Origin of the sequence: Shewanella carassii, assembly GCF_002777975.1 — a bacterium.
GTDB classification, from domain to species: Bacteria; Pseudomonadota; Gammaproteobacteria; order Enterobacterales; family Shewanellaceae; genus Shewanella; species Shewanella carassii.
This window is the reverse complement of sequence record NZ_NGVS01000005.1, coordinates 61,072-81,163: the sequence shown is the minus strand read 5'-3', so window position 1 is coordinate 81,163 and position 20,092 is coordinate 61,072. Positions and strand designations below refer to the sequence as shown.

The 20,092-nt window shown below is 53.9% G+C and carries 19 protein-coding genes; 10 read left to right on the top strand and 9 right to left on the bottom strand.

The features are described from left to right. Positions 1-56: 56 nt before the first annotated feature. The 4 genes from CBE72_RS02605 to CBE72_RS02590 form a co-directional block, all read right to left on the bottom strand. Positions 57-770: an RNA pseudouridine synthase gene (locus CBE72_RS02605; protein WP_100142181.1), complete on the bottom strand. Its 714-nt coding sequence runs from the start codon at positions 768-770 to the stop codon at positions 57-59. A gap of 59 nt (positions 771-829) precedes the next feature. Continuing rightward, positions 830-1,504, bottom strand: a complete 675-nt coding sequence (locus tag CBE72_RS02600) for a hypothetical protein (protein WP_100142180.1) — start codon at positions 1,502-1,504, stop codon at positions 830-832. 103 nt (positions 1,505-1,607) lie between these two features. Then, a complete protein-coding gene (locus CBE72_RS02595; protein ID WP_100142179.1) occupies positions 1,608-2,945 on the bottom strand; it encodes a Na+/H+ antiporter NhaC family protein in 1,338 nt (445 codons plus the stop codon). A gap of 231 nt (positions 2,946-3,176) precedes the next feature. Further along, entirely contained in the window at positions 3,177-3,905 is a 729-nt protein-coding gene (locus CBE72_RS02590) for a TetR/AcrR family transcriptional regulator (RefSeq protein WP_157929025.1), read from the bottom strand. A 213-nt stretch (positions 3,906-4,118) separates the two neighbouring features. On the opposite strand from CBE72_RS02590, the gene CBE72_RS02585 reads away from it, so the two are divergent. The 5 genes from CBE72_RS02585 to CBE72_RS02565 all read left to right on the top strand — a co-directional run bounded on the left by CBE72_RS02585 (position 4,119) and on the right by CBE72_RS02565 (position 9,344). Next, the gene (locus tag CBE72_RS02585) at positions 4,119-4,859 is read left to right on the top strand and encodes a nucleoside-specific channel-forming Tsx family protein (protein ID WP_100142177.1); all 741 of its coding nucleotides are present in this window, start codon (positions 4,119-4,121) and stop codon (positions 4,857-4,859) included. A gap of 15 nt (positions 4,860-4,874) precedes the next feature. Next, positions 4,875-6,635, top strand: coding sequence for an aryl-sulfate sulfotransferase (locus tag CBE72_RS02580; RefSeq protein ID WP_100142176.1), 1,761 nt, complete (start codon positions 4,875-4,877; stop codon positions 6,633-6,635). 48 nt (positions 6,636-6,683) lie between these two features. Next, a complete protein-coding gene (locus CBE72_RS02575) occupies positions 6,684-7,298 on the top strand; it encodes a thiol:disulfide interchange protein DsbA/DsbL (RefSeq protein WP_229672013.1) in 615 nt (204 codons plus the stop codon). Positions 7,299-7,308: 10 nt separating this feature from the next. Further along, positions 7,309-7,923, top strand: a complete 615-nt coding sequence (locus CBE72_RS02570; protein WP_100142175.1) for a disulfide bond formation protein B — start codon at positions 7,309-7,311, stop codon at positions 7,921-7,923. Positions 7,924-8,054: 131 nt separating this feature from the next. Beyond that, complete coding sequence (locus CBE72_RS02565) at positions 8,055-9,344, top strand: O-acetylhomoserine aminocarboxypropyltransferase/cysteine synthase family protein (RefSeq protein WP_100142174.1); 1,290 nt, start codon at positions 8,055-8,057, stop codon at positions 9,342-9,344. Positions 9,345-9,475: 131 nt separating this feature from the next. On the opposite strand, the gene CBE72_RS02560 is transcribed toward CBE72_RS02565, so the two are convergent. Continuing rightward, positions 9,476-12,550: a DUF2339 domain-containing protein gene (locus tag CBE72_RS02560; protein WP_100142173.1), complete on the bottom strand. Its 3,075-nt coding sequence runs from the start codon at positions 12,548-12,550 to the stop codon at positions 9,476-9,478. 252 nt (positions 12,551-12,802) lie between these two features. Here CBE72_RS02560 and mpl point away from each other — a divergent pair, with 252 nt between their 5' ends. The 5 genes from mpl to CBE72_RS02535 all read left to right on the top strand — a co-directional run bounded on the left by mpl (position 12,803) and on the right by CBE72_RS02535 (position 17,193). Then, a complete protein-coding gene (gene mpl / locus CBE72_RS02555; RefSeq protein ID WP_100142172.1) occupies positions 12,803-14,185 on the top strand; it encodes a UDP-N-acetylmuramate:L-alanyl-gamma-D-glutamyl-meso-diaminopimelate ligase in 1,383 nt (460 codons plus the stop codon). After that, positions 14,182-14,823, top strand: coding sequence for a flavin prenyltransferase UbiX (locus tag CBE72_RS02550; RefSeq protein WP_025010042.1), 642 nt, complete (start codon positions 14,182-14,184; stop codon positions 14,821-14,823). The genes mpl and CBE72_RS02550 overlap by 4 nt, the downstream gene beginning before the upstream one ends. A 7-nt stretch (positions 14,824-14,830) precedes the next feature. Then, positions 14,831-15,361 (top strand): hypoxanthine phosphoribosyltransferase, encoded by a 531-nt coding sequence (gene hpt / locus CBE72_RS02545; protein ID WP_025010043.1) that lies wholly within the window; start codon positions 14,831-14,833, stop codon positions 15,359-15,361. A 126-nt stretch (positions 15,362-15,487) separates the two neighbouring features. After that, complete coding sequence (locus CBE72_RS02540; RefSeq protein ID WP_100142171.1) at positions 15,488-16,426, top strand: ABC transporter ATP-binding protein; 939 nt, start codon at positions 15,488-15,490, stop codon at positions 16,424-16,426. Continuing rightward, positions 16,423-17,193 (top strand): ABC transporter permease, encoded by a 771-nt coding sequence (locus tag CBE72_RS02535; RefSeq protein ID WP_071238549.1) that lies wholly within the window; start codon positions 16,423-16,425, stop codon positions 17,191-17,193. The genes CBE72_RS02540 and CBE72_RS02535 overlap by 4 nt, the downstream gene beginning before the upstream one ends. A 1-nt stretch (position 17,194) precedes the next feature. Here CBE72_RS02535 and CBE72_RS02530 read toward each other — a convergent pair whose 3' ends face one another. The 4 genes from CBE72_RS02530 to folK all read right to left on the bottom strand — a co-directional run bounded on the left by CBE72_RS02530 (position 17,195) and on the right by folK (position 20,092). Then, entirely contained in the window at positions 17,195-17,701 is a 507-nt protein-coding gene (locus CBE72_RS02530; RefSeq protein ID WP_100142170.1) for a DUF4124 domain-containing protein, read from the bottom strand. Between the two features lie 163 nt (positions 17,702-17,864). Continuing rightward, on the bottom strand, positions 17,865-18,710 hold the full coding sequence (panC, locus tag CBE72_RS02525) for a pantoate--beta-alanine ligase (RefSeq protein ID WP_100142169.1): 846 nt from the start codon (positions 18,708-18,710) through the stop codon (positions 17,865-17,867). A 21-nt stretch (positions 18,711-18,731) separates the two neighbouring features. Further along, complete coding sequence (gene panB, locus CBE72_RS02520; protein ID WP_100142168.1) at positions 18,732-19,526, bottom strand: 3-methyl-2-oxobutanoate hydroxymethyltransferase; 795 nt, start codon at positions 19,524-19,526, stop codon at positions 18,732-18,734. A gap of 77 nt (positions 19,527-19,603) precedes the next feature. After that, positions 19,604-20,092, bottom strand: coding sequence for a 2-amino-4-hydroxy-6-hydroxymethyldihydropteridine diphosphokinase (gene folK / locus CBE72_RS02515; protein ID WP_100142167.1), 489 nt, complete (start codon positions 20,090-20,092; stop codon positions 19,604-19,606).

Below are 20,092 nucleotides of genomic sequence, written 5' to 3'. Positions count from 1 at the left end.
CGGCTGCTTTCAGGCAGCCGTCTACTGAGTGAGCCAAAGTGTGGTAAGGCGCGGATTCAGTTTTGGCACAGCTGCCTGAGAGTGGTGATTTCATCTTGATTCAGCTGCCTAAATTCCCCTTCGGCAAGGTGGTCGAGCGTTAGAGTCATTATCCCGGTGCGGCAAAGATCTATGACTCTGTAACCTAAAAGCCGACACATGCGGCGAATTTGCCGCTTCTTACCCTGAGTCAGAATAATTTCAAAACTGTTTGCTGAAACTGGCGTGACCTGTGATGAGCACACCTGGCCATGACCGTAATCCATCGGGCTTCTCAAGGTATGGATAAACTCGTCAGTAAATGCCCGCTCCACAGTAACCCGGTAACACTTGCTGTGGCAGAAATCCGGGTGCATCAATTTATGGGTCAGCTCACCATCGTTACTGAGCAGTAACAGGCCACGGGAGTCTTTATCCAGTCTTCCGGCCGGATACAGCCGCTTATCCTGAGGCAATAAATGCAACAGGCTGCTGGGGTCATTCTTGAGCAGGCGGCAATCTACGCCAACGGGTTTATTGAATAACAGATAGGTGTACGGCTCAGGGAGGGATATGGGTTCACCTCGATAAAACAGCTTTTCGAGACAATGGCGCTGCCCGGCTACCAGGGTGACTCTGTCTGTGTGTTTGGCGAGTTTGTCACCCAGAAAAATCTCCCCGGCTTCGATACGCCTAGCAGCTTCGCGTCTTGAACAGAGGCCGGTTTGCGCCAGATAGTGAGCGAGGCGCATTGTGGCTTGTTGAGATGAGTTTGCTTGGGTCATTTCAGGCCTTTATTGCCAGCGTCGTGTCAGTCGTTGATCGGCTGCGACCAGTGCCACAGCCGATAAACCGTAGCCGACAGGCTGAGGCCGGCAAACACAGTGGCGATGGAGTGTAGCCACATAAACCATACCGAAGGGCACAGGGTTTGCACCGGACAAGAGGCATAATTCATCGATGGCCATTGCAGCTGAGATAACAGGCCGATGGCGGACACTATTCCCAGCAGGCTAAACAGGCACAGCGGCAGGTTACAGAGCGCTCTGTGGGAGACAAAGCAATAGCAGCAGAGAGTGAACATCAATAATGTACTGATGATAAAGAAAATGGCCGCCAGCTGGTGGGCAAAGAGCTCATTGTAGGGAAACACGCCCAGCGCCACTATTCCTAGGCCAACGGCTATGCCTGAGCGTGATAGCAAGCCTGCCACCGCACTGTGTTTTTGCCACCAGAGCCCCCCCATGGCCAGTATGAAGCAGACACCTCCGGTCATCATTGAGATGTTGTAAACATAGGCCAACGGCGAGCTTAAATAGTCCCCCAATCTGTCGATTCGCATGTTAAAAATAGCGCTGCCCATGCTGTCATAGGCGGCCCAGAAGGAGGAAATCATACCCAGCGCCGCTATGCTGACGCCTACCAGAGACATCATAAATGCCAGGCGCTGCGGATCTTGTTTATCGTATTGCTCGTACAGGGGCATGAAATGGCTCGTATGAGTACTAGGATTCAATCATAGTCGCCAAATAGCGGCGACAAAAAACCGGTCGCAGAGACCGGTTTGTTTGGTTGTTGCGCTCGCTAGTTTAACTGCGGGGGCGCAGTATCACAATCACCACGGCGACCAGGGCCAGGATCATGCAGTACCAGGTATTGGCAACCGCTTCCAGAGGGGAGATCTTGAAGTGGGAAGCTATCAGCAAGGCCTGGGCACCGTAGGGAATAAGTCCCTGAATAATACAGGCGAAAATATCCAGAACACTGGCGGCGCGTTTGGGAGTAACCCCATGTTTGGCTGCCAGATCTTTGGCGATATCACCGCTGACCACAATCGAGACGGTATTATTGGCCACACAGGAGTTGGTCAGGGCGACAATCCCGGCCATGCCTAGCTCTGCGGCGCGGCAGGAGGCTTCACCCTTGGCGCGGGAAAAGCGGGCTATTAGCTTCTCTATCTGCTGGCTGACAAAGCTCAGACCACCTTGCTGTTGCATCAGGGCCGCCAGGCCACCAACCAGCATGGAGAGGATAAAGATCTCCTGCATATTGCCAAAGCCTTTATAAATGTCTTGGCCGAAGGTCAGCAGCGAGTAATCCTGAGTGACAAACCCTGTTATCCCGGCTAGCAAAATGCCGATGGCCAGTACCACGAACACGTTCAACCCGGCGACGGCCAGCACCAGAATACTCAAATAGGGCAATACCTTAACAAAGTCGACTTCCTGCGGTGGCAGTTCGGCCTGACCGGAAGAGAGAAAACCGAATAGCAGCAGGGTCACAATCGCTGCCGGAATGGCAAAGATCAGGTTTTCACGGAACTTGTCTCTCATTTCGCAGCCCTGAGTGCGGGTCGCGGCAATTGTGGTATCAGAGATAATAGATAGGTTGTCACCAAACAGGGCGCCAGACATCACAGAGCCAGCCATCAGTGGCAGCTCGATTCCGGCCTGATCGGCAACCCCGAGTGCAATCGGAGCCACGGCGGCAATGGTGCCCATGGAGGTGCCCATGGCGGTGGCGATAAAGGCGGCGATAATGAAGAAGCCGGGCAGTAACAGATTGGCCGGGATTAGTTGCAGTCCCAGGGCTACAGTGGCATCGACCCCACCGGTGGCACTGGCCACGGCGGCAAAGGCTCCGGCCAGCAGGTAGATGAGGCACATGGCGATAATGTTGTTGTGGCCTATCCCCGCCATAAAGGTGTTCATGGTCTGGTTGAGCCTTTGCTTGGACAGCAAAATGGCCAGTACAATCGCTGGCAATATCGCTATCGGGCTCGGCAACTGATAAAAGGCGAAGTCTACTCCTTGGCTTTGGAAATAGACCCCAGCACCGATAAACAGCGCCAGAAACAGAAACAGTGGCAGCAGGGCCACAAATGAGGCCGGAGCTTTAACGGCTGGAGAAGTGTTGTTCTGGGTCAAAATCTACTCTCTGTAAATCACGTTCGGCCGGGCATTCCCTCCGCAGCAGCCAAACTCGCTGAATTGCATTGTCTTAACGGCATCATCTCCTGACAAATTAGGCGAAAGAATAGGGGATAGCCAGTCGCCTGTCAATTTAGACGTCTAGATGTTTTTACTTCTGTGCTGATTTTGTGCACTGTGCGGCTTAAATCCCGGTTGCTGTGCAATTACTCAGGGCCTTTGATTCTCTCAAGTGTTCAGCTGTTGTTGGCGCTGAGCCCTGTGTTGGGGTAATTCGCGGCGTAACTGCTGCGCCCTGGCAAGGGTTTGAGGATTGAGCCTTTTATCTGGACACAACTCCTTGAGCAGTTGAGTGAGCAGGCGGGCGTTATCAAACCTGACATCTTGGCTGTATTCTTTACCGGCGTAGGTGTTTCCCACTAACTCACGGCCTCTCAGATAGGTGCATAACAGATGGCAAAACTGCTGGATCTGTACATCACTGGCCAAGATCTCCTGCTGCTCTCTTGCCTGAGTCAACAGCTGGATCGGGGTTTCCCAGTAATCCATGGCCAGTCGATTCAGGTGACGCAGATAGGTGGCACTGGCCTTGTTGAAGATCAGTTTGTTGCAGGAGATGGTGGAGATGGAACTGCGCAGGCAGTAGGTTTCGGTAAATTGGATCTCATTGAGAATATAGGCGATAAACTTCTCCAGCCCTGAGTAGCCCTCCAGATTGAGCCACCAACGCAGCCCCAGCACCTGATCAAAGGCGCGGCCGGTGAGTGCTACCAGAATATCTTCCTTGGTCTTAAAGATGCTGTAGAACAGGGTCGTGGAAATGCCCAGTCCCTTGGTGATGTCTGATACTTTCAGTGACAATATTCCGTCTTTGGCAATAACAGACTCTGCCAAATCCAAAATAGCTTCTCGTATACGGTTATGCTCGGGTTTATCCATAGTCAAATACTCAAGCAAGATTTAGCTCATTATAAATAGTTGCGATAGCCTTGTTGCCCCCTGTTTAATGCTTTGTGATCTTGCTCATTAAAAAATAAAATTTTATTTTTTAATGATCTTCATTAAAGGTTTTAACAAAAGAATAAAGACCATATTTTCCTGTGATTCAGTTCACCTATTCATCTCCGATTCTGTAAATAATTAACTCAGGTCGGGAAGTAAGGATTGAATATGAATACGAAATTGTTATGCCCATTAATTATCTCTGCCTGTCTTGGTGGCAACTGTCAGGCGGCTATGTTGGCGGTCGAAGCTGGGATGATGGATTGGCAATCCAAAGCATCGGATTATTTTGGCGAGGCCAAAGACAATAATCCCTTTATCACTCTGAAAGGTGCCGCTGGCAACGCATATGGTGATATTTATGGCCATGTAAAGTGGGAAGACCCGGATGATGGGGCTTACTACGGCACAGAGATTAATGTGATTGGTCAGATTAACTTAGGGGAGACAGACTGGAACCTCTATGGCCAAGTGTTTGATAAGAGTAAACCCAGTTGGGGCGAAACCAACACCATGTTGGGCCTGAGCTGGGACAAGAGTTATGGCGACACCTATTTGCAAGTTGCACTGGCCGGGCATTTTGTCGATGCCACTTATAAAAGTTTTGATGCCAATTTTGAAGGTGGTTTCAACGGTGGTTATGTTTATTTACTGGCAAGTCATCAACTAAATCTATTTCAACAAGAATTTAAATTAACCTGGTGGCAAGAACACTTCTTTGATCGTGAAGATGATTATTTGCTTTTGTCCGGTGATGGAAAGGATTTTGGTTTTAATGGAGCTGTATCTGTTAATTGGTCTTTTACTAAGAATTTAAGTTTTATTCTGAGTTATCGATACGCTGAAAATAACTTGGGAAAACAAGGTTATCACGACGCTATTTTTTATTCTCTGCAATATCAACTCTAATTGGAAGGTGACAAGATGAAAATGAAGAGACTGTGTTATTTAATGTTGGCGGCATCCAGTCTGACATTGACTGGTTTCTCAGCCCAGGTGATTGCCGGCGGCGATCTGCCGGGTACCAGTTCCAGCGCCGTGCCTCAGGGGCAATTGGGTTATGTCTATGTGGATCCTTACAAGTTCAGCCCCTTGGTGGCGGTGATCGATCTCGGTGGCAAGTCCATCAGTGACGTCAAGGTCACGGTCAAAGGCAAAGGAAAGAAAGGGATTGATATTCAGTACCCTGTGGGACTGACTCAACTCAACACCCACAGCGGTATTCCGGTATTTGGCCTCTATCCCGATTATTTGAACCGGGTTGAGGTCAGCTACAAACTGGCCGGTAAGTCAGTGACCGAGGAATACAAGATCCGCACCAGTGCATTGCCTCACCTGCATATCGATGGCAATGACCGTACTCAATATGAATATGAGCCGGTCAAAGTCGCCAAAGGTTTTGAAGACAGATTCTATCTGGTTGATGGTCAGGTGATCCCACCCAATATCCGTGACCACTGGGACTGGATCCCGACCCAGAACATCATAGATACCAACGGCGATGTGCGTTGGCATCTGAACAGCGATGTTATCTATGACCGTCCGGGCGGCTCCATGTCCTTCAAGCAGACCCGTGATGGCAAGCTGATCTTTGGTCAGGGGCTGATGTTTGAATTGCATCAAGGGTTCCAGGTGCCTTACTACGCCAAGTATGACTTTATCGGCAAGCCTATCTTCAAGCGCGAACTCCCGCGGGGCTTCAATGGTTTCTCTCATGAGATCACCGAAATGCCCAATGGTCACCTGCTGCTGAGGGTGGGTAAGCGTGATTATGTCACGCCGGATGGACTCAAGGTCGACACAGTGCGCGACCATGTGATTGAAGTGGATCAGAACGGTGATGTCGTTAAGGTTTGGGATTTCAACAAGATACTCGACCCTATGCGTGACACTGTGCTCAAGTCATTGGATATGGGTGCTGTTTGTCTGAACGTGGATGTCTCCAAGGCCGGTGAAACCAAGACAGCCGAAGAGCTGGCCAGCGAACCTTACGGCGATGTTGCCGGGGTCGGAACCGGTCGCAACTGGCTGCATATCAACTCCATAGGTTATGACCCTGCCGATGACAGCATCATTGTCAGCTCACGCCACCAGTCTGCGGTGATCAAGGTTGGCCGTGATAACAAGGTCAAGTGGATCCTAGGCACTCCCGAAGGCTGGAAAGGAGAACTGGCCGCCAAGGTACTGAAACCCGTGGATGCCAAAGGCCGGGCGCTCAAGTGTGACGCCAAGGGCTGCGAAGGCAACTTTGACTGGACCTGGACTCAGCACACCGCCTGGCCGGTACCGGACAGAGGTACAGTCACAGTGTTTGACAACGGCGATGGTCGCGGTTTGGAACAACCCGCGCTGCCAACCATGAAGTATTCCCGCGGCGTCGAGTACAAGGTTGACATGGGCAAGATGACAGTGCAGCAGACCTGGGAATACGGCAAGGAGCGGGGGTACGAGTGGTATAGCCCAATCACTTCCATTACAGAGTGGCAAGCGGATCACAAGACCATGTTTATGGCCTCGGCTTCTGCCGGACTGCTGGAAGGGGATAAGGCTCCCGAGCATTGGATCACTGAAGTGGATCCCAAGACCAATGAGGTCAAGGTCGAAATCAAGGTGAAGACCCTGATGAAACACGAGCCTGGCTATCGCTCTACTGTGGTTCACCCCGAAAGCATGTTCAATCGTTAATTATTTTTGTGGCGGCAGCTGGGCTGCCGCCTGTTTGGAGTCCGTATCATGATGAAGAAAAGTCTGTTGGCACTGAGTGCCCTGTTGTTGTCCTGCTCTGTTTCTGCCGCCAAATACAATGAAGGCGAACACTATCAACTGTTGGGGGCCGCCAGCTTCGATGCCCCCAATCAAGTGGTGAAGGTGTATTCGGTTAACTGCCCCTTCTGCTACAAGTACGACAAGTCAGTGATCCCCGGAATGGTGAAAAACCTGCCCAAGGGAGTGACCTTCGATGATTATCACATCACCACCAAGCCGCCATTCGGCATGGAGAAAGCCTTGGTGCTGGCTTATGCCCAAACCCAATCCGAGCAGGCTTTCAAGACAGTCAAGATGGCACTGTACAAGAAGTATCATGACGACAAGGCCCGCTTTGCCTCTGCCGATGAAGTCATCGACTTTGGCCTCAAGGCCGCAGGCCTGGATCGCGCCGGTTTTGAAGCGGCCAAGAATAGCCCTGAGGTGCAACAACTGCTGAGCAAATGGGACAGAGGCGTGGAAGTCGCCAAGATCCAGGGGATCCCGGCACTGGTGGTCAATGGCAAGTACTTGATCAACACCAAGTCTATTCGCAGCATGCAGATGCTCGATGAATTGGTGGCCGAACTGGCCGCCAAGTAAGGAGTCACGGATGAATAAATTGAGTATGTTGTTTCGGAAGTTTACCCAGGCTCCCGTTCCCACTCTGGCTCGCTGGCAACAGGGGCGAGTACTCTGGAGCATAATGCTGGGCGCGGCGGTATTTTTGCTCGCTTCCGCTATGGGCTATTTTCAAGTGTTTCTGGAGATGGACCCCTGTGAGCTGTGCGTCTACATACGCTTCAGCCAATGCTGCATAGTACTGGCCGGTGCCATCATATTGATCAATCCGAAGAACCATGTGCTCAAGGCCTTGGGGGTTGCCCTGGCACTCTACGGCGTGATCCAGGGAATGGCCTGGTCGATTCAACTGATGAATATCCACGATGCCGCGCACCTGGTAGTGGATGAGTCGATGGACTTCTTTGCCGAGGCAGGTTCGGCGGCAGGCTCTGCCTGCTCCACCGAGCCGCACTTCCCTCTGGGCTTGCCGCTGGATAAGTGGCTGCCATTTGAGTTCGCTCCTACCGGCGGTTGTGGTGAAGATGACTGGTCACTGTTTGGCATGAATATGGCGCACTATTGCATCATAGCCTATTCAGTGTTTGCCATCGGCCTTGGCGGCGCAATAGTGGGTTGGCTGGCGAGCTTCAAGGCCAAGCCATAACAGACAGCTAATCGCGCCTGGCAAGAACCACCCTCAGGGGTGGTTTCTTTTTTTTGGACATCTGGACGTCTATCTGTTAATTTGATTGTTCACTCATTCAGTCAGCATTATCTGTCATCAAGGAGCGCGAGATGAAACTGGAATCCCTGGCGTTGCACCATGGTTATGAATCGGAAGCCACCACCAAGTCGGCGGCGGTGCCCATCTATCAGACGACGTCCTATACTTTCGACGATACTCAACACGGCGCCGATCTGTTTGACCTCAAGGTGCCCGGCAATATTTACAGTCGCATCATGAACCCCACCAACGCCGTGCTCGAAGCCAGAATGGCAGCCATCGAAGGTGGCATTGGCGCGCTGGCGCTGGCCTCGGGAATGGCGGCCATCACCTATGCGCTGCAGGCGCTGACGGAAGTGGGCGACAACATAGTCAGCAGCAGCCAGCTCTACGGCGGCACCTATAACCTGTTCGCTCACACTCTGCCGCGCCAGGGAGTAGAGGTGCGCATGGCGTCGTTCGATGACTTCGATACCCTGGAGTCGCTTATTGATGAGCGCACTAAGGCGGTATTTTGTGAATCCATAGGTAACCCCGCCGGTAATATTGTCGATATTGCGCGTCTGGCAGAAATTGCCCACAAACATGGCGTGCCCTTGGTGGTGGATAACACAGTGGCTACCCCTGTACTGTGCCGCCCCTTCGAACATGGCGCCGATATTGTTGTCCACTCGCTGACCAAGTACGTCGGTGGCCACGGGACCACAGTGGGCGGGGTGATCATCGATTCGGGCAAGTTTGACTGGGTTGCCAATAAACACAGATTTGCTGTGCTCAATCAGCCGGACCCTTCCTACCATGGGGTGGTGTATACCGATGCCTTCGGCGCGGCGGCTTATATCGGCCGTTGCCGGGTGGTGCCGCTGCGTAATACCGGCGCGGCTCTATCACCACACAGCGCCTTTTTACTGTTGCAGGGGTTGGAGACCTTGAGTCTGAGGATGGAGCGCCACTGCAGTAATGCCGAAGCGCTGGCAAGTTACCTGCAGTCCCACCCATTGGTGAACTGGGTCAATTATGGCGCCCTGGCAGACAGCCCTTATAAGGCCAATTGCGACAAAATCACCTCAGGCAAGGCGTCCGGTATCATCAGCTTTGGTATCAAGGGGGGCAAAGAGGCCGGTGGGCGCTTTATCGATGCGCTGCAGATGATCTTGCGTCTGGTGAATATAGGCGATGCCAAGTCACTGGCCTGTCATCCTGCCACCACGACCCACAGGCAGCTCAACGCCGAGGAGTTGGCTCGCGCCGGGGTGAGTGAAGATCTAATCCGGATCTCTGTGGGAATTGAGCACATAGACGACATCATCAGCGATGTGGCCCAGGCCCTGGAAGTTTCCCAGGGGGGAGTCGGTCGCTAAACACATCTGTTGTAAGCCGAACTGTCGTAAGCACAGACTAACTGTCTCAAAAAGCCCCCGCCGCCAATACGGGGGCTTTTGTTAATGGCTTTGCGCCTTTGTGGCTGTCGTGCGCTCCGTCATATCAGCCATTATTGTGACAGCAATCGGGCTCTGGACTTCTGGTAGAAGTAAGCCACCCCGAGCAGCAAGGCACCAATCAGCATAAAGACGATGATCTTTTGCAGCAGATCGGCGGCGGCCATATCCAGCAGCAATACCTTGAGGCAACTGATGGCAAACAGACCTGCGGCCAGTTTGAGCATAATCTGGCAGCCGGGACGCAGGCTGAGGAACATCAGCCAGCAGCCGTGGGACACCATGAGCACTGTGCTTAAGGTGGCATCGAATCCGGTTGGCATCTGGTAGGCCAGTGGCAGATAGGCCAGCAGCAACAGAGCATGCCAGGCGATAAACACCATATTGGTCGGCAACTGCTGACGATAGCGTCTCATGGCCAATGGCCGTTTACGGATAAACAGCGCCAGCAAGGCCAGGTTGCAAGCTTGTGCCAGCGCCATCAACCAAGGCTCAGAAGGCCGAGTCAGGGCATCGAGCTGCAACGACTGCAGGCTGTCGAGCCAACTGAGCCAGGGCAGCAGCAAGGCGATAAAGAAGCTGGCAAAGGCAAAGGGGTAACCCGGGCGCAGGGCCTTGAGCGGTTTGCGGCTGAGCAGGATAAAGAAGTAGCCGCTCAGCACCACACTGCTAAGTGCCAACGTGTGGCTGAACAATACCTCCAGGCTGTGACTCACCACCGCCAGCAGCAGCGCGCCATAGAAGGGTGACAACTGCCAGCCGAGTCGGCAGGGGCCTTGCCAGAGCCTTGGCAAGGATGGATAGCGCCACAGCAGCAGACCAGAATAGAGACTGCCCAGCAGCAGTGCGACAAGCCCGGGCCATTGTCCTGCCAGGCAGGCAAAAGCGGTTTGGGCTATAGCCAGCACCAGCAGCACATCCGCTTCGCGTTTCAGTATCGGCTGCCTGAACTTGCGGGCCAATACTAAGCTGACAAAGCAGGATAACCACAAGGCCGGGGCCAGCCAATCTTCAAAGCCAAGGGCAATTTTGGGCAGCCACAGCAGTGGCAAGAGCACCAGGCAGGCCAGGCGAGCGTACCAGGCCAAACGCTTAAGTTCGCCCTGGGGATGGAAGCGCCGGTATGCATACCAGGCCAGTAATAGACAGAGGAACAGCTCTACCCTGGCGATTTGCGCATACAGCGGCTGAGCGCGGAAACTCAGGCTATGCACCTCCACAACGGCGAAGATCACCTGAGCCGCCAGCGGTAACAACAAGGCCCAGGCCAAGGCCTCGCTGACCCTGAGTTGTTGCCTGCGCGCGAGTAGCAGCAAGGCCAGACTCAATCCGGGAATTATCACCAGGAAGTAGTGTTCACTCATCAGCCAAGCGCTAACCAGGGCTAAAGACACCAGCAGCACGTTGGCAAGCTCGCGTCCCAGCTGCAGCAGTTGTTGCTCCCAGCGGCTGAGTTCGGGCTGTTTGCCCAGCAGTTGGTTAAAGCCAAACAAGCTAAGCGTGCTTAGCCCCCAAGCCAGCAGCGGCAGTGACAAGAGTGCCGGCGCTTCATTGATCATATCGCCAAGGGCCAACAGGTTGATGAACAGTCCCAGAGCCAGCAGGGTGATGGCCTCGATTCGCAGCGAGGCTTGCTGCTCACGGCAACCTAGCCACATCAACAGCAAGGCTTCGAGCAGTAACACCAGCCCCAGCAGCTCACCACTGAGCAGGCTGAGCGCGGCAAAACCGAGGCAGGCACCGGTCGCCAGCCACAATAGCGTCTGCAGCTGTTTGTCTTGTTTAAGCCAGAGCGACAGGCCGATAAGCACAGCGGCGTTGGCCAGCAGCAGCTCGCCGGCGTGGGGGCTGAACTGGCTCAGGCTATAGACCAAAAAGGCCAGCAAGGCCGCCGGCAGAGCCAGCAGCCTGTGGCTGAGACTTTCCCGGCCAAACAGCCAAAGGCTGCCAAGTCCATAGCCATAGAAGAGGCCGTGCAGGGAGATGAGCGCCAGAACTCCCATTATCCCTTGCCCTTGCAGCGGCAGCTCGACAAAGAAACTCAGGCTCTCGATACAGGCGATGTGCAGTATGGCTGTCGTTTCCAGCAGCACAGGCCAACGTATCTTGTGACTCAAGAGTAAAGAGCAGCCGCCAATCAGCAGCAGGAAGGGGAGATACATCAAAGGCGCCTGACTGCCGGAAAGCAGCATCAGTGGTGCCAGGGAGCCACCCAGCAAGGCGACTATGCTGATGACTCTGGCTTCCAGTTTCAGCGCCAGACTGTAACCGGCTACAGTGATAAGCAACAGCAGCAGATAGCTGACTCCATCCGGTACCAGCTCGAAGTAGGGTCCGACAAAATAGGCGCACAGATAGTTGATAATCAGCCCAAGGCCCACCAGACCCGAGCCGAAATCGGCCATTGCTCGTTGCCGTTTGCGGATAAAGGCTCCCAAGGCCAGAATGCCATTGGCGCAGACAAAGCCAGTCAAAGCCTTTCCTGTGTCCGACAGCCAGTGGTTCATGGAATACTGCAGCAGATAACCAAAGCCCAGGGTCATGGCGATGATCCCGGCCAGGGTCATCATAAATACCGGGCCCTGACCTTTGGCTTGATAGTGCTGATAAAAATCTTTGGCTTGTGCGAAGAGTCCCAATAGCGGGCTCAGCATAGCGGCAAAAAAGGCGGCCACAGCCTGATCAAACTTACGCCCCCAGTTGGGAGTCTGCTGCCCTCGACCCGCTTGTGTTTGGGGGGATACTTTGGGGGCGGCGGTTTGCGCTTTGGCTGCAATTGGTGTTGCGGCTATTTCAGCTGTTGTTGGTTTGGTGTGCTCGATAGGCTGAATATCGGCCCTGCGCTGCCAGGCGTCCTGGCGCTGAGCCTGTGACTCGAAAGACAAATCGGTGGCTTTTGGCTCGGCCTGAGGTTCATTTTGTTCAGGCATTGCTGACGGCTCGGCAACCTTGGGCGTCAAAGGCAGAGCTTGCTCTTCGGCAAGCTGATTGACGGCCGCAAACAGCGCCTCGATTCTTTGTTCTATCGCGTCGAGGCGGATATCTGTCCTGATTTCCAGGTTAGTCTCTTTGAGTTTGAGATCTTCAAGCTCGCGCCTGAGATGTTGGAGTTCTTCCGTTAACTGCATGCTGCTTTCCTGATGCTAATCGCATTTGCGTAGGCTGCGGGCATTTTAAACGCGCGGCTCTGTCCTGACCAGCGTTCGGCTCAGGTTTTGGGAAATTCCTTTATCTATTAATCACATTGCTTAGCGAAGATGAGAGAAAGCTGGACAGCTGGCAGAGGCCTCTCGCGTCTTGCCGGTGGCATAGGTACAATGAGCGGCATGCAAACTCGCCCAACGAGGGGCGAGCGGACTCACTGCAGAAGGATGGCCTTAATGCACGTACATATTCTGGGGATCTGTGGCACTTTTATGGGGGGCTTGGCACTGCTGGCCCGCGCCATGGGACATAAGGTCACCGGCTCTGATGCCAATGTATACCCTCCCATGAGCACCCAGCTTGAGCAGCAGGGGATAGATCTTATTCAGGGGTTTGACCCTTCACAGCTGGATCCCGAGCCGGATCTCGTGGTGATAGGCAATGCCATGAGCCGCGGCAACCCCTGTGTGGAAACCGTACTCAACCGCGGCCTGAAATACACCTCGGGCCCGCAGTTTCTGCATGACCATATATTGCCCGAACGTTGGGTATTGGCCGTTTCCGGTACCCATGGCAAAACCTCAACCGCCAGCATGTTGGCCTGGATCCTCGAAGCCTGCGGCTATCAACCTGGCTTTTTGATTGGTGGGGTGCCGCAGAATTTCGGCATTTCGGCCAGGTTGGGCGAGTCGCCCTTCTTTGTGGTCGAGGCCGACGAATATGACAGCGCCTTCTTCGACAAGCGCTCCAAGTTTGTGCATTACCAGCCAAGAACCCTGGTGATCAACAACCTGGAGTTCGACCATGCCGATATCTTCGACGATCTCAAGGCGATACAGAAGCAGTTTCACCATCTGCTCAGAATCCTGCCGGGGGATGGCCGGGTGATCTGGCCGCAAGACAGCCAGGCGGTTGCCGGCGTGATAGCCAAGGGCTGCTGGAGTGAGCAGGAAACCTTGAGCCATGAAGCGGGCCAAGGGGACTGGAGCGCCAGAATGCTGGCAGACGATGGTCACGAATTTGAGCTATTTTTCCGCGGTGAATCCCAGGGCGTTTTGAGCTGGGACCTGATTGGGCATCACAACATAGACAACGCCACTATGGCGATAGCTGCGGCGCGTCATGTTGGGGTCTTGCCGGTAGATGCGCTCAAGGCGCTGGCAGACTTTACCCCGCCCAAGCGTCGTCTCGAGTTGTTGGGCAGCGTAGAGGGTGTCAGTGTTTATGACGATTTTGCCCATCACCCAACGGCAATCGCCACTACTCTTCAGGGAATGCGCGCCAAGGTGGGCCAGGGCAAAATCACTGTCGTGCTCGAGCCTCGCTCCAACACCATGAAGCAAGGGGTACATAAAGACACTCTGGCCAACGCCATGGCCCTGGCCGATGAGGCTGTGTTGTATCAGGCGGATAATATCGATTGGGATATTGCCGCGGCCATGCAGGCGGCGCCGCTGCCGGTGCAGGTTTTGAACGACATAGATGAGATAGTGGCCAAGGTCAGTGGTGAAGCTAAGCCCGGCGATACCGTGCTGATCATGAGCAATGGCGGCTTTGGCGGCCTGCATCAAAAGTTGCTCCAGGCCCTTAAAGCCAGAAGTGGCGAGGTCAAAGCGTGAAATATCAGCAGATTAAGAGTATCAGCCTCGCCTGGACCGGCGCCTCCGGAGCGCCCTATGGGCTGAGGCTGCTGGAGTGCTTGCTCAAGGCCGAGTTTCGGGTTTTTCTGATGGTGTCCAGCGCCGCTCGGGTGGTGCTGGCAACGGAACATGGGCTTAAACTCAGTAGCGCGCCGGACAAGGCCACCGAGCAGCTCAGAAAACTGTTTCCCGAAGGCGGTGAGCTGAGGGTGCTCGGCAAGGATGAGTGGTTTTCTCCACCGGCGTCTGGCTCGGCGGCGCCAAAGCAGATGGTGATCTGTCCCTGCTCAACCGGCACCCTGGCCGCGGTGGCCACAGGTATGAGCAACAGCCTGCTGGAGCGGGCCGCCGATGTAGTGCTCAAGGAGCGCGGTCAGTTGTTGTTGGTGCCCAGAGAGACACCTTTCAACGCCATTCATCTTGAACATATGTTGAAACTCAGCCAACTGGGCGCCATCATAATGCCGGCCGCACCCGGCTTTTATCACCATCCCAAATCCATTGAAGATCTGATAGACTTCATGGTCGCCCGGATCCTTGATCATCTGGGTGTCGAACATGCATTAACGGATCGCTGGGGTTATGACAAACCCAAAGACAGTGAGATCGACAATTGAGAGTGATATGAAACACACCACCGAAGTGATGATCTCGGCAGAAGAGATCAACCAGAAACTGGATGAATTAGCCGAGCGCATCAATGCGCATTATGCCAATGCCGACAAGTTGCTGATGGTCGGCCTGCTCAAGGGCTCAGTGGTCTTTATGGCCGATCTCTGCCGTCGGATTAAGGGCCATGTAGAGATCGACTTTATGTCTGTTTCCAGCTATGGCAATGCCATGACCAGCTCCAGAGACGTGAAGATACTCAAAGATGTTCAGTCGGAAATCGCCGATCGTGATGTGCTGATCGTCGAAGATCTGATTGACTCGGGCAACACGCTCAACAAGGTACGCGAAATGCTGCTGCTGCGTGAGCCAAAGAGCCTGACACTCTGTACTCTGCTGGATAAGCCGGATCGCCGTGAAGTCGATGTACCGGTAGACTTTGTCGGTTTTACTATTCCTGATGAATTTGTGGTCGGTTATGGTATCGACTACGCCGAGCAGTATCGCAACCTGCCTTATATCGCCAAGGTGATCCCGCAGGAGTAAGCAAGCTGTGATGTCGGCTTTGTTTATATAGTAAGACAGACTCCCGCCACGGCGGGAGTCTTGCTTTTTGCGTCCCGGGCCGCTGCCGATACCTCAGGTATTGGAGGCTCTTTAGGAGAAACATCTATGACGACCAAAGCTCTGGCGTTGGAGCTGGACAATCTTAAGAAGACCTACAAGGGCGGCGTCGAGGCCGTCAAAGGGATTAGCCTGAATGTGGCTCAGGGCGACTTTTTTGCCTTGCTTGGCCCCAACGGTGCCGGTAAGTCCACCACTATCGGTATCATAAGCTCGCTGGTGCACAAGAGTGGCGGCAGTGTGCGGGTCTTTGGCCATGATCTGGATAAAGAACTGGAGCAGGCCAAGTTGTGTATCGGCCTGGTGCCGCAGGAATTCAACTTCAACCAGTTTGAGACAGTGCTGCAAATCGTGGTTAACCAGGCCGGTTATTACGGTGTGCCCAGAGCCGAGGCCCACAAGCGGGCCGAGAAATACCTCAGGCAACTGGATCTCTGGGACAAACGCAACAGCCAATCCCGGCAGCTTTCCGGCGGCATGAAGCGGCGTTTGATGATAGCCAGGGCCTTGATGCACGAGCCCAAACTTTTGATCCTCGATGAGCCCACCGCCGGGGTGGATATAGAACTGCGGCGCTCCATGTGGGAGTTTCTCAAAAAAATCAACGCTGAAGGGGTCACCATCATACTGACGACCCACTATCTGGAAGAGGCGGAAATGCTCTGCCGCAACATAGGCATTATCGATAAGGGTGTGCTGGTGGAGTGCACCAGTATGAAATCCCTGCTGTCGAAACTGGATATGGAAACCTTTGTGTTGGATATCAAGCAGCCGCTTGTTGAGGTACCCAAGCTTGGCGATATTAGCGTCAGGCTTACCGATCCTATGACCCTGGAAGTGGACTTGGTGAAGTCCCACAGCTTGAACGCCGTCTTCGGTTTACTGAGCGAACAGGGGATTGAGGTGCTATCCATGCGTAACAAGGCCAATCGATTGGAGGAGTTGTTTGTGAAACTGGTTGAAAATGCCCAAGGAGGCAAGGCATGAGAGGTCTGTATCTGGTTGCCTTCAAGAGTATTTTAATCAAGGAAATTACCCGTTTTACCCGCATTTGGGTACAGACGCTGGTACCGCCGGCGATCACTATGACATTGTATTTCTTGATCTTCGGTAATCTGGTGGGCAGTCGCATCGGTGAGATGGGCGGGGTGTCCTATATGGAGTTTATCGCCCCGGGCCTTATCATGATGTCGGTGATCACCAACTCTTATTCCAATGTGGCATCTTCCTTTTTTAGCGCCAAGTTTCAGCGTAACCTGGAAGAGCTAATAGTGGCGCCTGTGCCCCACTATGTGATGATCGCAGGCTATGTCGGTGGCGGTGTCGCCCGTGGACTGTTGGTGGGCCTGATAGTGACCCTGGTAGCCATGTTCTTTGTCGATCTCAGTGTGCAGCACTTGGGGTTGGTGATAGTCACTGTGTTTCTGACCTCAGTGCTGTTTGCCCTTGGCGGCCTTATCAATGCCGTGTTTGCCAAGAGTTTCGATGATATCAGCATTATCCCCACCTTTGTGTTGACGCCGCTGACCTATCTTGGTGGGGTGTTTTACTCGTTGTCGCTGTTGCCTGACTTTTGGCGTGGCGTATCGGCGCTGAACCCTGTGGTGTATATGATCAACGTGTTCCGCTACGGTTTCCTGGGATTTGCCGATATGAGCGTGCCGCTGTCCATTGGCGTGATGCTGGGCTTCTGTGTGGGTCTGTGGTTGTTGGCCTATTACCTGATCTCTCGTGGGATAGGGCTGCGCAGCTGATTCAGGGCTGAGCCTCGGCTTTCTGCTGCAGCAACTGTCTGTGTTGCTGCAGCTTGGCTATCTTGTCATCATTGGCGCGTTTGAGCTCATCAAAGTGGGCGTTTATCTTGTCGCGCTGCTCAATAAACGCGGGATCTTCCCGCGCCAGTTTCTGCCAATAGCCTTGCCGCTCCTGCTTTTGTAGCTCACTGGCCCGCAGTATTTCCAGATAGCTGTTTTGTTGTTGCAGCCGATAGACTTCGGCTTCCAGTCGGCGCAACAGCTTGTCTTCGGGCAGGCTGTCGTTCTCCAAAAGGGATTGCAGCGGATCAACGCTTTCTCCCTCGGCCGTTTCCGTAGTCAAGCCATACTGATATTCAATTCTGTGCTGGGTAAAGGCTTGCGGGCAGGGCTGCTGGCTGAATACCACCTTGTCTTCTTTGATACATTTATAGACGGTAGCGGCTTGAATTTGCCAAGAGAGCAGCAGCGCCGTAAAGAGCCAGAATCTGAGCTGTCCGGGCAACATGGGAACGGGAATCCTTGGGTTACGTATTTAAAACAAGTGTAACCAATATGACTCAAACCTTTATTGAAGACCAGTTTTTGACTAAGGAAATTTTTTTGGCGACCTGGAAAAAGGTCTTCGGAAGAAAGAGGGGGGAGGATTCCCCCCTTTTAAAGAAAAGAGATCAGCGTGACAGCGTCATATTGTCTATGAGGCGGGCCTTTCCCAGATAAGCGGCGGCCAGGATCACCAGCGACTTGTCATCGCTGCTCACGGGTTTGAGGCTTGAAGCCTCACGCACTTCCAGATAGTCGGGTTCAAGCCCGGCGGCGCGCAGAAACTCCTTGGCATCGTTGACGGCCTGGTCGATATCCTGCCCCAGTACAATCGCCTCGGCCAGTTTATCCATGGCGGCCTTGAGCTTGGGCGCCCGTGCCTTTTCGGCCTCGGTGAGGTAACCATTGCGCGAACTCAGCGCTAGGCCGGAATCCTCGCGAACAGTTTCTACCCCTATGACCTCAATGGGCAGCGACAGATCGCTCACCATGGTCTTGATCACTTGAAGCTGTTGGTAGTCCTTACGGCCAAACAGGGCGATATCCGGCTGTACTATATTGAATAGCTTGCAGACTATGGTCGCGACCCCGCGAAAATGCCCTGGACGGCTGGCGCCGCAAAGTTCATCGGAGATCCCGGGGACTTCCACAAAGGTCTGGGCGTCCAGCCCCTTGGGGTAGATAAGCTCGGGTGTTGGGGTAAACAGTAGCTCGCAGCCGGCTTCGGTCAGTTTCTGTTGATCGGCGCCCAGAGTGCGGGGATAAGCATCGAGATCCTCATTCTTGCCAAACTGTAATGGGTTGACAAAAATCGAGGCTACCACGTGATCGGCGCGGCGCGCGGCTTCTAGGATTAAACTCACATGCCCTTGGTGCAGATTGCCCATGGTAGGGACAAAGGCTATGGTTTCTCCCTTTTGGCGCCACTCCCGCACTCGGGTGCGGATCTCGTCTATTTTGGCTGTGGTCAGCATAATCTTGCGAAACTCCCCGGCTCAGTTAAAGGTGTGTTCTTCAGCGGGGAATTGTCCCTGCTGAACTTCGTTGATATAGGCCTTCACGGCCTCACGGATTTCACCTGTCTGCTTAAGGTAGTTCTTGGAAAAGCGTGGGATATAGCCGCTGGAGATCCCGAGTACATCGTGCATCACCAGGATTTGACCATCAGTATCCTTGCCGGCCCCTATGCCGATCACCGGAATTTGCAGCGCGTCGGTTATCTGTTTTGCCAGCGCTGCCGGGATACATTCGAGTACCAGCAGCTGGGCCCCGGCACCTTCCAGCGCCTTGGCCTCATCCAGGATCCGTTGGGCGTTGTCGGCATCGCGGCCTTGCACCTTGAAACCACCAAAAACGTGCACCGATTGTGGTGTCAGTCCCAAGTGAGCACAGACGGGAATGCCGCGCTCGGTCAACATGGAAACCGTTTCCAGCAACCATTGGCCACCTTCAATCTTGACCATGTTGGCACCGGCCTGCATCAGCTTGGTGGCATTGGTCATCGCCTGTTCGGGGGTGGCGTAGCTCATGAAGGGCAGATCGGCCATCAACAGACAGCGACTGATGCCACGGCGAACACAACGGGTGTGGTAGGCCATCTCCTCGACACTGACCGGCAAGGTATCGTCGTGACCTTGCAGAACCATTCCCAATGAGTCTCCTACCAGCAGGACGTCTACGCCTTCGCTGTCAAAAGCGGCGGCAAAACTGGCGTCATAAGCGGTCAGAGCGGTAAATTTTCTGCCTTCCTGCTTGAACTTGCGCAGGGTAGCTGTGGTTATTTTGGACATAATGCTCTTCTTATTAACCGAGTGAAGTGGTGTTATATGCCATGCGGACTGGGACTGCAACGATCCGGCTCAGGTTCTCAGCCTGAGGGATGGATCAATTGCAGCGATTGACGCATGGCATTAGTGATCAGTGTGGCTATGCCGGTGCCGCAGGGCAGCACCAGTGAAGGATTGAGCTCTTCCAGTGGAATGAGGACAAACTCGCGGCTCTTGATGCCGTAGTGCGGCACTGTGAGCCTTGGAGTCTGTATCTGCTGATCGCCGTAGAGCAGCAGGTCCAGATCCAGGGTTCTGGGGCCCCAGCGCACTAAACGTTGCCTCCCTTGTTGCAGTTCGATTTCCTGCAAGGCGTCAAGGAGTTCCAGCGGTGCCAGTTCGGTCTCGAAATAGGCCACCGCGTTGATATAGTCCGGCTGGGGAATATCGCCCATGGGAACCGAGCGATAGTAAGATGAAACGCGAAAGCTGTTTTGCTGCGCCAGCTGTTGCAGCGCTAGACAAGCACTATCAAGCTGGCGCTCGGGAGAGTCCAGGTTAGCGCCCAGCGCCACATAGACTCCGATCAT